Origin of the sequence: Acinetobacter sp. YH12126 (genome assembly GCF_013418745.1) — a bacterium.
GTDB lineage: Bacteria > Pseudomonadota > Gammaproteobacteria > Pseudomonadales > Moraxellaceae > Acinetobacter > Acinetobacter amyesii.
The window spans coordinates 190617-203141 of record NZ_VPBM01000007.1 but is presented as its reverse complement, the minus strand read 5'-3'; the positions used below and the strand labels follow the sequence as shown (position 1 = coordinate 203141).

The 12525-nt window shown below is 35.1% G+C and carries 13 protein-coding genes; 7 read left to right on the top strand and 6 right to left on the bottom strand.

Features of this window, described 5'->3' with window-relative positions; all coding sequences use genetic code 11:
• Positions 1-2: 2 nt before the first annotated feature.
• Positions 3-1163, bottom strand: a complete 1161-nt coding sequence (locus FTU62_RS06965; protein WP_180102264.1) for an MFS transporter — start codon at positions 1161-1163, stop codon at positions 3-5.
• A 262-nt stretch (positions 1164-1425) separates the two neighbouring features.
• On the bottom strand, positions 1426-2823 hold the full coding sequence (locus tag FTU62_RS06960; protein ID WP_180102263.1) for an iron-containing redox enzyme family protein: 1398 nt from the start codon (positions 2821-2823) through the stop codon (positions 1426-1428).
• A 247-nt stretch (positions 2824-3070) separates the two neighbouring features.
• Here FTU62_RS06960 and FTU62_RS06955 point away from each other — a divergent pair, with 247 nt between their 5' ends.
• The 5 genes from FTU62_RS06955 to FTU62_RS06935 all read left to right on the top strand — a co-directional run bounded on the left by FTU62_RS06955 (position 3071) and on the right by FTU62_RS06935 (position 7331).
• On the top strand, positions 3071-3544 hold the full coding sequence (locus FTU62_RS06955) for a CinA family protein (protein ID WP_180102262.1): 474 nt from the start codon (positions 3071-3073) through the stop codon (positions 3542-3544).
• A 189-nt stretch (positions 3545-3733) separates the two neighbouring features.
• On the top strand, positions 3734-4006 hold the full coding sequence (locus tag FTU62_RS06950; protein ID WP_180102261.1) for a hypothetical protein: 273 nt from the start codon (positions 3734-3736) through the stop codon (positions 4004-4006).
• A gap of 84 nt (positions 4007-4090) precedes the next feature.
• Positions 4091-4387, top strand: a complete 297-nt coding sequence (locus tag FTU62_RS06945) for a hypothetical protein (RefSeq protein WP_078193446.1) — start codon at positions 4091-4093, stop codon at positions 4385-4387.
• A gap of 43 nt (positions 4388-4430) precedes the next feature.
• Positions 4431-5126 (top strand): DUF421 domain-containing protein, encoded by a 696-nt coding sequence (locus FTU62_RS06940; RefSeq protein ID WP_078193447.1) that lies wholly within the window; start codon positions 4431-4433, stop codon positions 5124-5126.
• 126 nt (positions 5127-5252) lie between these two features.
• The gene (locus FTU62_RS06935) at positions 5253-7331 is read left to right on the top strand and encodes a catalase (RefSeq protein WP_180102260.1); all 2079 of its coding nucleotides are present in this window, start codon (positions 5253-5255) and stop codon (positions 7329-7331) included.
• Between the two features lie 44 nt (positions 7332-7375).
• Here FTU62_RS06935 and FTU62_RS06930 read toward each other — a convergent pair whose 3' ends face one another.
• On the bottom strand, positions 7376-9346 hold the full coding sequence (locus FTU62_RS06930; protein WP_180102259.1) for a choline BCCT transporter BetT: 1971 nt from the start codon (positions 9344-9346) through the stop codon (positions 7376-7378).
• A gap of 524 nt (positions 9347-9870) precedes the next feature.
• Here FTU62_RS06930 and FTU62_RS06925 point away from each other — a divergent pair.
• Together FTU62_RS06925 and FTU62_RS06920 are read left to right on the top strand one after the other, a co-directional pair.
• On the top strand, positions 9871-10431 hold the full coding sequence (locus tag FTU62_RS06925; RefSeq protein ID WP_180102258.1) for a lipocalin family protein: 561 nt from the start codon (positions 9871-9873) through the stop codon (positions 10429-10431).
• A gap of 176 nt (positions 10432-10607) precedes the next feature.
• On the top strand, positions 10608-10841 hold the full coding sequence (locus FTU62_RS06920; protein ID WP_078193451.1) for a DUF2171 domain-containing protein: 234 nt from the start codon (positions 10608-10610) through the stop codon (positions 10839-10841).
• A 325-nt stretch (positions 10842-11166) separates the two neighbouring features.
• On the opposite strand, the gene FTU62_RS06915 is transcribed toward FTU62_RS06920, so the two are convergent.
• The 3 genes from FTU62_RS06915 to FTU62_RS06905 form a co-directional block, all read right to left on the bottom strand.
• Positions 11167-11304 (bottom strand): hypothetical protein, encoded by a 138-nt coding sequence (locus FTU62_RS06915; RefSeq protein ID WP_180102257.1) that lies wholly within the window; start codon positions 11302-11304, stop codon positions 11167-11169.
• A 312-nt stretch (positions 11305-11616) separates the two neighbouring features.
• Positions 11617-11826, bottom strand: a complete 210-nt coding sequence (locus FTU62_RS06910; RefSeq protein WP_111883687.1) for a cold-shock protein — start codon at positions 11824-11826, stop codon at positions 11617-11619.
• Between the two features lie 367 nt (positions 11827-12193).
• On the bottom strand, positions 12194-12463 hold the full coding sequence (locus FTU62_RS06905) for a hypothetical protein (RefSeq protein WP_078193453.1): 270 nt from the start codon (positions 12461-12463) through the stop codon (positions 12194-12196).
• Positions 12464-12525 lie beyond the last annotated feature (62 nt).

Sequence of the window (12525 nt, the reverse complement as noted above, 5' to 3'; positions counted from 1 at the left end):
TTTCAAGCTGGCTTTTGGTTCGTTTTAGGCAAGCCCACGACCAAAAACATGGCAGGTATAACCGCGAGTCCTGCGATCATAAAAATAACGGGTCCCGAAAGCATGTCCCAATATCGACCTGCTAAAATACTGCCACTCGCAACACCTAAGCCCCACATGGTACTGTATAGCGCTTGACCACGCCCTTGTTGACTTGCGGTAAAATTTTGAAAAATGATTCGCATAGCGATTAAGTGGAATAATCCAAAACTAAAGGCATGAATCGTTTGCGCAGCAAATTGAGTGATAAACACCGTCGGATATAAGCCTACAATCAACCATCGCATCCCTGTTAGCCCCAAACAAATGAGCACTAAGTTACGCCAAGAATATCGATTAAAAAAGACATTGGCATAGGCAAACATAATGATTTCTGCAATGACTCCTACAGACCATAAAAAACCGATTTGGCTCGTCAAAAAATCAGCCTGCTTAAGGTAATTGCTATAAAAACTATAAAACGGTGCATGCGAAAAGAGCAGAAAAAATTCAATGATAAAAAAACTCGCTACAGCTGGTCGTTTTAAGATAGGCCAAAGTGGTTCAAGTTTTTTCTGTGAAGATGGTGCAGTAGCGGGCTCTTTAATCGTAAATGACCAAATAAATGCGAGAAATGCAATGCATAACAACATGATAGGTAGCATTGAAACAGGTATTATTTCTAGCAAAGCCCCTATTCCAAATACCCCAACAATGAAGCCAACTGATCCCCATTTTCTGACTTTTCCATAAAGTTCTGCACGCCGCTCAGCTAACCAAAATAAAGTTACTCCTTCAAACTGAGCCAATATAGCATTTTGAAAGAAACTAAAAACCAGCATGAGTAATGCAACAGACTGAAAACTGTTGGGAATTATAAAAATCAGAAACCAAATACAGGCTTCCATCCATGTTGCTATTCGGACTAAAAGCATGCGCTTGCCGGATTTATCTGCAATCCAACCCCAAATAAATGGGGCAAAAAAACGTGTCACAATTGCAATCGAAGATAAAACCCCTATTTCTTGATAATTAAACCCTTGATCCTCTAAATACAAACTCCAATACGGCATGAATGTACCCACTATTGAATAATAGAAAAAGTAGAATCCACCTAGTTTTGTTTGGATTGGAATTGATTGCATTTGGTTATATTCACTTGTATTTTCAAACACTTAAATAAGTTAATGGTTATATAAGATTGCACTCATTTGGCTGTATTTGTAGCTCAACAGTCTACAAATGAGTCTACAAATTGCAAAAAAATATTTTTTTTGATTTTTTGTAGACTGCTTTAAAAACTCATTAATTTTCACTATTTTATCACTGTTTTTCGCATAAAAGAAAAACCGCCCGAAGGCGGTTATTTTTGACGATGAAAGTTATAAATCTTTTGGAGTATTTATTTTATTGGCGGGCTAGAGATGGAAATAAACTCTCTACGTTACGCTGGGTACTCCATAAACCAATTTCTTGATGATGCATATGAGGTGCTAAATACTTTAGAAGTTTGTTGATCTTATATCCTGTATTCGTACTTCCATCAAATTGTTTCTTAAGCTCAGCTATTTCATGGTTGGCTAAATAATTAAATGAATTGGTCTCTAGGAAGTTTTTCACAAACTCATTATTCACTTGATTTTGTTTGGAATCTACTGATTTACCTGCAATCCAGTCATAAATAAAAGTTTTTTCAACAGCATTAAACACTCCAAACATTTTACCATCTTCGTCGTGAATCATCTGCCAAAATCTACTCTCTTCAGGTGGTCGATTCAATTTTATCCAGCCCATACGTACAAGCTCAAAAATAAACTCTTCAACACTATCATCTTCAGACAGCCATTCATTCGTTGTTTTATTATTAAACATGCACTTATTGCTATGCATGTGTTTACCAACGATCGCCTTTTTCTTAAATATTTCTAGCACCATCTTTTCAGTGCTTAAATTTTTAATTATCTGAACTGAACTCATTCCTTTGTTATTTAGGAGATAGCCGATTTTGAGTTTACGAATGAACTCTTCTTTAGATCTGTACCTTGTAGAAAGTTTTTTAATGGCATTGGTCGCAAGGTGCGCATGCCCATTATCAAAATTATCTATCGTGATATGAACATTAAAATAGTGTGCATCAATTCCAAGTTCTTTTAACTCGTAATTGCTAATTAGCAAATGTAAAGGAAGTTGTTCATAGCCTAAATTAAAACCTGCTATCTCTGGTATAAACTCTGAAGGTGCATATGCAAGCGCAAGCTGTATTGCTGCCTGATGGTAATAGGCATCAGATAAGTTTAAAGATAGTTGATTCAAACCATGTGCCAGTAGTAGGTTGTCGTACATTCTCACGTGATTGGCTTTTTCTGAACCGAGACCAAGTTCCTCTAAATATATCTGAATAAAATCTCTAAATACTGGATCATTCCAATACTGAGTAAAGCTATATAGCCATGAACCATCCACTTTTTTTGTGGGTGCAACCTTGTATAAAAACTCATAAGCTTTACTAACTGATGAAAAATACTCTCTTCCTCCACCTTGCTTTCTTCTATCTAGATATTCTTTATAATATTCACACTGTGTACGGTTATTATGATGAATCCAATCGACAAGATGGTCTATCTCATTTGGCATCTCATCAATGTGTTCGAGAGTTATAATTTCATTCTCTAAAACCTTAAATGCCTTTAATTCTTTGGCAGAATTAGGTATTGAAGCATCTAAGAAGAACTCAACAATTTCGAAATATTTCTGATGATCTTTGGTTATTAAATTTAAGATTCTTTCTTTTACTGCTGTAGGCATTATAATTCTCACGCGGTAAATGATTCTTCTTAACCATAGTTCAGAAAATAAGTAGTATTTGTTAATTTTTTTTAATAAAATTTAACGCAATGTAATATTTTAAAAATTTTAATATATAAAACACACCTTTAGCATAATTTTTAACAAGTTTTTAAAAAGTAACATTTTTTTGATGTGACTTAATTCACATATTCATATTTAAATATCAATTATGATTCTTTTATAAAATATTCATAGGATAATTTATATGAAATCAATTTTTGACTTTATTTCTAAAAAATCCCTATCGATAACGCTATTTGAAAGTGCGAGTGCAGGTTATTTAGCATATAGAATTTCACAAGATAAAAACTCTGGAATACTTCTGGATGGTTTTATTGTTAGTTATGACTTACTATTCAAGAAGCGTATTTTAAATATAAAACAATCACTTATAGATAAATATACTGCTGAATCCCCAGAAGTAACCACTCAAATGATTATAAATGGGAAAAAATTATTTAAATCAGATATTTATATATCTTGCACTGGACTTTTAAAGCGCGGAGGATCCGAAAACAAAAAGAAACCTGTAGGTACTTTTTTCTATTGCATTTACTTCAAGAAAAGATTTTATAATTTCAAAATTTTAACTAAAGGTAAGCCTATCAAAAAATTAAAAATACTATATAAAGCTCTATGTAAGTCACTCACTAAAATATTGAAAAATTATTATTGTTAGTTTCATGTAATTAAAAAATGACTATTTATGTATATAAAACAGTCCCCAAAGTTTTACTTTTAAAAAAATTGAAACTTAATAAAGATTATGTAACATCTTTAATAATCATATTAGCAATATTCATGTTAATAATAAATGATCTACTGTAATTGAGTAGATTATCTAATTAATCTTTAAAGGAACAGTATTATGTCTAATTATAACCAAGATCAAAATGATGATACTCGCTTACAGCACCAACGTGGCGATACTCAAAAACCTCAAAACCAACAAAATCAGCAGTCTGATCAACAACGTCAGCAGAATGATCAGCAACAACAGCAGCAACCCCAACATCAACAAAACCAACAATCTGATCAGCAGCGCCAGCAGAATGGTCAGCAACAGCAGCAGCAACCCCAACATCAACAAAACCAACAGTCTGATCAACAGCGTCAGCAGAATGATCTGCAAGACCAATAGTCAAAGTAACAACATTAATTTTTATTTGCAGAAGTAGCTCAGGGATCGCTACTTTTGCAATTTATTAAATAATTTATCGGAGTTATTACTATGAACGACCATCAAAATGAACATCCAATACATCATGACTGGCGCACGGATTACTCCAATAGACCGTACTATGGGGATCTGCAACGCGAAGTGCCAGATATAGATTATGACCGTGATCTAAGGTCAGCTTATGAGCTTGGTGAGCGCGAACGTCATTTGTACGGTGAAAATGCGCGTTTCGAAGATTCTGAGCCGGATTTACAAACCAAATGGGAAGAGTTTAAAGCAGATTCTCGCTTGAAATGGGAACATGCTAAGCATGCGATTAAGGATGCTTGGGATAAAATTTAACCCTGTATGTATGTAAAACTAGAATTAATAAATTGTATCAAATATGGACTTCATAAAAATAATTCTGCATGACACCTCTTTTAACTTTGCATTGGAAATTATTTTCCGATGCATCATTATGTTTATCTTAATTATTATTTTTTTAAGATTTTCAGGGAAAAGAGGTGTCAGGCAACTTTCAGTATTTGAGTTAGCTATTATTTTAAGTTTGGGATCTGCAGCAGGCGATCCCATGTTTAATGATGATATCCCCATCATTCAAGCACTCATAGTATTTGCAGTCATTATTCTTCTCTATAGATTAACTACATACCTCATCATGAAATCAGATTCATTTGAAACCATGTTAGAAGGTAGGCCAATGTATATCGTCAAAGATGGCTTATTGATTGTTGAAGATATCAAACAGGAAAAGTATTCATATGACGAATTTTTTGCTGAGTTAAGGCAAAACAAAATAGAACACTTAGGGCAAGTCAAATCAGCCTTACTTGAAACAGATGGGTGTCTAAGTGTAATCCCTTATGCCAAGGATAATATTAAATGGGGACTACCAATTTTTCCTGATCACTACCAAAAAGCACAGCGTTTTGATTCCAAAAAATACTATTCGTGCATGCTGTGTGGTCAAACACAATTTATTAGTTCTCTAAATGCTCAGTGCCCCCGCTGCAAATGTGACCGCTGGGCTGAATCTGCTTTTTATTGTGAAAGTAGCTCCAATCAACCATCAGATTGAACATAAAATAGACAATTTTTTACTCTAATTTTGCCAAGCATCTTTATTGTCTATATTAGCTTTATGCAATAGCAAAACCTTATCTAGCACATGTACTAAATAACATCAGACAAAGGGATGTAGCTCATGAAAAAATCAAATAATCCTAAAATTGATCAGTTTGAAAAAGAGGCATATGTAGACCCTAAAGGTAAAACACTGACCTCATCTTTGGGTGTACCTGTAGCTGACAATCAAAACAGTTTAAAAATAAATCAGACTGGTCCTACTCTGTTAGAAGATTTTCTCTTACGAGATAAGTTAATTCACTTTGACCGTGAACGTATCCCTGAGCGTGTTGTGCATGCTCGTGGTGTTGGAGCGCATGGTTATTTTGAAGCTTATGAAGGCAACGAAAAATGGACTAAGGCTAAATTTTTGACTAATACTCAAAATCCAACACCAATCTTTGTCAGAATTTCTACAGTACAAGGCGGGCGCGGCTCAGCTGATGTAGTCCGTGATGTACGCGGATTTTCCATCAAATTTTATACCGAAGATGGAAACTACGATTTAGTCGGTAATAACATTCCTGTATTTTTTATTCAGGACGCAATCAAGTTCCCTGACTTTGTCCACGCAGTGAAGCCTGAAGATCCGAACGAAGTTCCTACTGGTCAATCTGCGCATGATACCTTTTGGGATTTTATTTCTTTAAATACCGAAGCCTCTCATATGACAACCTGGGTGATGTCAGATCGTGCTATTCCTAGAAATTTACGATCGATTCAAGGTTTTGGTGTACATACCTTCAGATTAATTAACAAAGATAATCAGGCGCATTTGGTTAAATTCCACTGGACACCGAAACAAGGTGTTGCCCAAGTCGTTTGGGATGAGGCCTTAAAGCTTAATGGTAAAGATCCTGACTTCCATCGTCGCGATCTATGGGATGCCATTGAACGTGGCAATTATCCTGAGTGGGAATTAGGGGCACAGATCTTTACTGAAGAAGAAGCGGCTCAATGGGACTTTGATGTGTTGGATGCTACAAAATTGGTACCTGAAGAGCTCGTACCTATTACTCCACTAGGTAAATTTACTCTAAATCGAAATACAGATGATTTCTTTGCTGAAACAGAGCAAGTTGCTTTCAGTCCAGCCAATATTGTTTCAGGAATTGATTTTAGTAATGATCCTTTATTACAAGGTCGTTTGTTCAGCTATACAGATACGCATCTGCACCGCTTAGGAACAGCAAACTTTAATCAAATTCCAATTAATAAACCGGTCTGCCCTTTCCATACCAATCGACGTGGCGGCTATGCAAACCATGAAGTCTATAAAGGTAAAGCGAATTATGAGCCTAACTCTGTAGATGAAAATTGGCCTAGAGAATCTAATAATGATCCTCATGCATTTCGAACCCATCCTGAACAAATCCAAGGCAGCAAGTTAAGAATCAGACCAGAAAGCTTCGCAGATCATTTCTCGCAAGCGACCATGCATTACCAAAGTCTTGCTAAGCATGAACAACAGCATATAAAGGATGCCTATGCATTTGAACTCTCAAAAGTGAAAGCTGTTGAAATTAGGGAACGAGTTGTAAATGAGTTGCTTGCAAATATTGATTTGGATTTAGCGAAATTTGTTGCAAATGAATTAGGGTTAGCTGCTCCGACTAAGCAAAGTAAATCGGTTAAGAAAGCTGCCGTCGCTAAATCTGATCACTTAAGTACATTGGCATACCCTGCATCTGATATTAAGCAACGTAAAATTGCACTACTGGTACACAACGGTGCAAATGCTTCATCTATCGATGCAATCAAAACTTGGGGCGAATCAGAAAGCGCTGTAGTTGAAGTTTTAGCCCCTAATGCAGCGCCGGTGAAATCTAACGATGGTAAAGAAATTGCAGTTGATGGACGTCAGAATGGCGAACCTTCAGTCACCTACGATGCTGTCGTTGTTATTGATGGTAATAATTTAGATGAGTTCTTGAATGATGGTGTAGCTAAACACTATGTTTTAGAAACATTTAAGCATCTTAAACCTATAGTACTATTAGGTGATAAAGAGGCTTTAATTAAAGAGCTTAATCTGACTCAAGATGCTGCGCTTTTCACTTCACAAAGTTTCAAAGATGTCAGTGATCAATTTAAAACAGCGATACAGAATCACCGTTATTGGGACCGTGAAGATAAGGTTGCTTCTATACCGGCCTAATTTAACTATGAATAAAAAAACCGCCCTTTTGGGCGGTTTTTTATCTATTGGTTCTTGGTTCTAACTAGATTTAAAAAATGTAGATGACGTTCGTATTGATCAATAACATCTTGCAAAATATCTTCTTGCGTCCATTCGATGATGTCATAATTTTGACCACCTTCCCTCAAAAACACTTCAGCTTGGTAATCTTGTGTAATTTCATCTGAATCAGTCATAAAACTTGGTGTATTTTTTTCTTGAACAACCACTTGGTAGATAAAGTTAATCTCATCTTGATGGTTTACACGTAGCTGCAAGCCATCATCTACCGTGTTTACCGTCACATCTAAATGACGACGCTTAAACTCTTTTTGTAGATTTGAAAATGCCTGGCTTACCGTTGTATCAATATACTGTTCAACTTCTTCACGTGTATGCGGATAATGCATAATCAATCCTAAACGTTGCTGCCAACTTCTTGGATTATGAATTGCTCTAGGTGTAATACGTGCATCCTGTAATGCTTGCATCTTGGTTGCATCTAAATGTAGAGCCTTGACTAGCCCCCAGCAAATTAAAAGCATTACAAAAGTAAATGGTAATGCACTCAACATAGTCGCTGATTGCAAAGCACCTAAACCTCCAGCGAACAACAAAACAATCGCAAGCACTGCCATTAACGTTGTCCAAAACAATCGTTGCCAAGTTGGAGAGTTTTCCGATTTTGCTGTTAAATAGTCTGTAACTAAAGCCCCAGAGTCTGCCGATGTCACAAAAAACAACATGACCAGAATGGTCGCCACAAAACTCATCACACCTGAGAATGGCAAGGTCCCTAAATATTCAAATAATGCAACGGATGAATCTCGTTGCACTGCAGAAATCAGCGAGGTGTTCGCTTCGTTTAAAATACTATAGAGTGCAGCATTCCCCATGACTCCCATCCAGATCAGCGTAAAGCCTGTTGGAATAAGTAAAACACCTACAATAAACTCACGAATAGTACGTCCTTCAGACACACGCGCAATAAACATACCTACAAATGGTGACCATGAAATCCACCATGCCCAGTACATAATGGTCCAACCACCGATCCAACCATCAGACTGGTAGGCATATAAATTAAAGGTCATATTGAACAAATTTGAAATGTATTGCCCCGTGTTTTGGATAGTCGTTTGCAATATAAAAATGCTTGAACTAGCAAAAAATACAAATAGCAACAGCACTAAAGCTAAGCCCAGATTAATCTCTGATAATCGTTTAATACCCTTGTCTAAGCCTATAAATACAGATAAAGATGCCATAGCTGTAACAATGACAATTAAAATAAGCTGCGTCGTCGTTGAATATTCAATTCCGAATAAATAATTTAAGCCAGAGTTAATTTGGGTTACACCAAAACCTAAAGTCGTTGCGACACCAAATACTGTACCGATCGTTGCAAAGGTATCTACACCATCACCAATTGGACCATAAATTTTCTTTCCAATAAGAGGATATAAAGCAGAGCGAATTTTTAGTGGTAGATTATGTCTATATGCAAAGTAAGCTAAAGCTAAGCCCACAATTGTGTAAATTGCCCAAGCATGAAGTCCCCAATGAAAGAATGTTACACGCATGGCTTGCTGCGCTGATTGAATTGTTTCAGGCTCACCAGTTGGAGGTGAAACATAGTGCATCACTGGTTCCGCGACACCAAAGAACATTAAGCCAATGCCCATACCAGCTGTAAATAGCATAGCGAACCAAGAGCTATTACTAAACTTTGGCTGGCTATGGTCTAAACCAAGTTTAATTTTACCCATATTTGAACAGGCAATATAAATAAGCACTAAGAGAAAAATGGCTACAGATAGTACATAGAACCAACTGAATGAGTTTGTAACCCATTGATTCAGTTGTTTAGTTATTAAATCAAAAGCATTGGGAGCTAAAAATACAATGGCAATAAAAATGCCGATAATAACAACTGTGCTAATAAACACATTTGGATTCACATTGGAATACCATGACGGTTTCAATGAAGACATACCTTCCCTATTCCGTTTTATTTGTAAGACAGATCTAAATTGATCAAAGAGATATCCGCTACTTGCGAAAGAAACAGGCTTGTATTGAAAAGTGCTGGCATTTTCATTTTCGTTTGAAAATTTAAGGCTGACTCATTCAAAGCCATTGCTTAGAGTTTGATCATGTTATCATATTTTTAGATATATAATCCAATATTAAGTAGTAAAGCAAATTAAGACCATTACTAAACTATTTATTTCGTCAATTAATTTTCTTATTCAATACTCTCTTGAAGTGCTTTAGAAGTAAGTGAGTTCTTAGAAAGTAATTATAATTTTGCTTAATGTAAGCATTTTTTCACTTAGTTTTTGGGCTTATATAAATAATATTATTTATCTGTTAAAAATGGTAGTAAAAGGATTAATAAAACTTGAAAAGTTAAACAATGATTAAAGATCAAATACTTAATACATAAAAAAACAAAATGACCTTAAAAGCAATTTATAGTAATTAATTCACTTTCAAATTAAAGTAGGCTTATAACATGAATTCAAAAACCCGTAAGCTCCTTTTAGCTGGTGGTGCAGTACTTATAGCTGGTTCAATGCTCTCAACTGCAAATGCAAACACTACGGAAGTCCAAGCAGTATCAAAGGTAGATTTAAATAAATATCTTGGTACATGGCATGAAATTGCACGTAAGCCGCTATATTTCCAGAACAAATGTGATTACAACGTCACTGCTAAATATTCTTTAAATGAAAATGGTAACGTGAAAGTAGATAATAGTTGCTATAGTGCGGACGGCAAACTTAACCAATCAATAGGTGAAGCATATGTTCAGAACGCGCCAGCAAACTCGAAACTTAAAGTGAGCTTTTTACCAAAAGCAATTCGTTGGTTGCCAGTAGGCCGTGGTGATTATTGGGTTTTAAAAATTGATGATGACTATCAAACTGCATTAGTTGGGTCACCAAATAAAAAATATCTTTGGGTGCTCAGCAGAACTGCTAACCCCAACCAAGCCACAGTTGACGAATACCTAGATTATGCAAAATCTATCGGTTTTGATTTATCAGATCTCATTAAGACTCAGCATAAATAAGTTATTTAATAAGTCCCATTCTTGGGGACTTATTTCTAAATAATACAATGTAATTTATCTGGCCAAGAACGTAAGAATATAAGATCCTTTGTATCCCTTCTATTTCAATCCCTGATATCAGCGTCTATTTACGATAGGCTGAATGCTCACTCACATTGAAATAGGATAATATTCTAATGACTACTATTAATGTTGAAAATATTAAGAGCCATGCAGATGTAATTGCTTCATGTGGGACTAAAGTTGGTGAAGTAGACCACTTGCAAGGTTCGGATCAAATTAAACTGACTAAGCATGGTGATGGTCATCACCACTTAATTCCAGTTTCATGGGTTGGTGAAATTACAGACAATAAAATTGTACTGACTAAAGACTCTCAAGAAGTTAAAGATAATTGGATTGAAGCTTAAAACCCTAATCCAAAAAAACCCTCTTAATGAGGGTTTTTTCATATCTGCTGTAATAATCATTGGAGGAAGTTAGTCTTTATCTAATGTATGAGGTGTTGTCGTCTCTTCATTTTCATTGCTGTCTTTTTGCTGGCAACCTACCAGCCCCAATACGAGTACCACGCTTATAATGGCTAACGTTTTCATACTTTAGGCCTATATATTTGTTAAAACTCTACACTAACAAAGCATGACGATTACTGTGTAAATTTATGAAAATCATTGATGAGATAAATAATAAGAAATTCTTTAAATAAAGTTTTTCGTATATTAATGATTGTCTAGATTATGAAGTTATCCCTACATTTAAATAATTATCTTTCACCCAGGCCAATAATTCTTGTGCTGCTGCAAGACGTATGGCGTCTTCTTCCTCGGCCTGATCAATTAGATCTGAAGGAGGGAATGGTCTAAAGTATTCCAAGTTTAGCTCCTATTATTGAGCGTGACTTAATCCTGCTCTAGCTTCGATGATGATTTTTTGAATTTCTTCCCGTCGTTGTTTCTTCTTTTCATGGTAAATCCACACAGAAGAAATCAACACACTTATAATTAGTCCGCCAATCAGTACTTGTAGTCTTGTAAAGGCCATTTTTTATTGCTCTTATCATGTAGTTTTCATTTAATTAAATTAAGCATTTAAATATTAAAACTTAATGGCAATTAATGACAAAAACCCGTCAATTATTGACGGGTCAAGACATGACATGTCATTACATGTTTAGTAAATATTTTTTTAGAGAATTTGGATATTGCTGGCTTGCTTGCCTTTCTTGCCATTTGTAATTTCAAACATTACACGCTGACCTTCCTCTAGTACTTTATAGCCATCGATTCGTACTTCACTATAGTGTGCAAATAATTCTTCACCAGTATCGGAAGCAATAAATCCAAAACCTTTTGTACCGTTGAACCACTTCACTGTACCGTTTGTTAAATTAGACATTCATATTCCCTTTAAGTAATTATCAGTTTAGAAATTGCTGTAAATATTGATTAATTAACAAGCATATTCAATATAACCAATAATCCTTAAATATGAGGATACAACTGTTAGATCTATGTGAATCAAGTTCTTGTTTTATTTTGCAATTACACACAAAAGTGATAAATATCCCTCATATTAAGGTAATAATCAGATAAAGATTGTAATATTTGATCATTCACATTTTCCATAAATTGAATGAAAAAAGCCCCACATATACATGTGAGGCTTCACCCAATTCATTTGCGCTGATATGAGCCAGTAAATTATAAAGCACTTTAATCAAAATATGTATTCAAAATATACCTTTAAAGCATATTGATATGAACTATCGATTCAACTGCGTGTATGCCCATTTTAAAAATTTATCTTTATCATGAAAGTTTGGTACATTGATTAAGTGAATAAAACTCACTGCTCCAAATTTACCCGCAATCTTTTTAGGATCAACAATTTCAAAATCATTGTCATTACCTAAATTAAGTTCTTTGAAAAACTCCAGAACCTTGTTATGCAAACCTTGCTGTGAATGTTCAGTTCGCTCTATCAGAAAATCATAAATCTGGCTTAAAACATGTAATTCAAAATTTTTATTCATGACTTTCTTCTCATAATTGTTAAGGTTGAAATCCCAAACTAACGGTTATTATGAGAAAATTA